This is a genomic window from Bradyrhizobium sp. Crot121 (assembly GCF_059512385.1).
In genome coordinates, this window is record NZ_JCAMOR010000320.1 from 1 (window position 1) to 615 (window position 615).

At 51.7% G+C, this 615-nt stretch carries 1 protein-coding gene; it reads left to right on the forward strand.

Going from position 1 to position 615, the window contains the following annotated elements:
* Window positions 1-615, forward strand: a 615-nt coding sequence (locus tag AC5ZGW_RS46760; protein WP_496114213.1) for a recombinase family protein, incomplete at both ends; no start/stop codon positions are given.

Consider the following 615-nt stretch of genomic DNA (forward strand, 5'->3'; position numbering starts at 1 on the left):
ACGGATCTAGGGCGTTCTTGGACACGTGCTTCGGTCCATCAGATCCTTACCAACGAAAAATATATCGGAAACAATGTTTTCAACCGCGTCTCGTTCAAGCTCAAGCAGAAGCGCGTTGTAAACAGTCCAGATACCTGGGTTAGAGCGGAGGCTGCGTTTCCCCCTGTGATCAGCCGTGAACTCTTTGAGCGAGCTCGCACGATCATCGATGCTCGTAGCGCTCACTATTCCGATGAAGAACTTTTGGCTTTGCTGCAGGAGGTTCTGAAAGATGAAGGCTATCTTTCTGGGCTTATTATCGACGAGCGAGAGGACATGCCTTCGGCAAGCGCCTATCGGCATCGCTTCGGAAGTCTGATCAGGGCATATAGTCTAATCGGATATATTCCGGATCGAGACTACTCGTATATCGAGGTAAATCGCCGGATAAGGGATACCCATCCCGCAATTGTCACCACCGTAATTCGCGGCTTCGAGCTAGCTGGCGCTCGCATCGCGGTAGATCAAAATCAGCTTCTGACCATAAATGGTCAATTCACGGCAGCCGTCGTGATCGCGCGAGCGTGCATTTCTGGTAGCGGATACCGCTGGCATGTGCGGTTTGACACGAGTCTC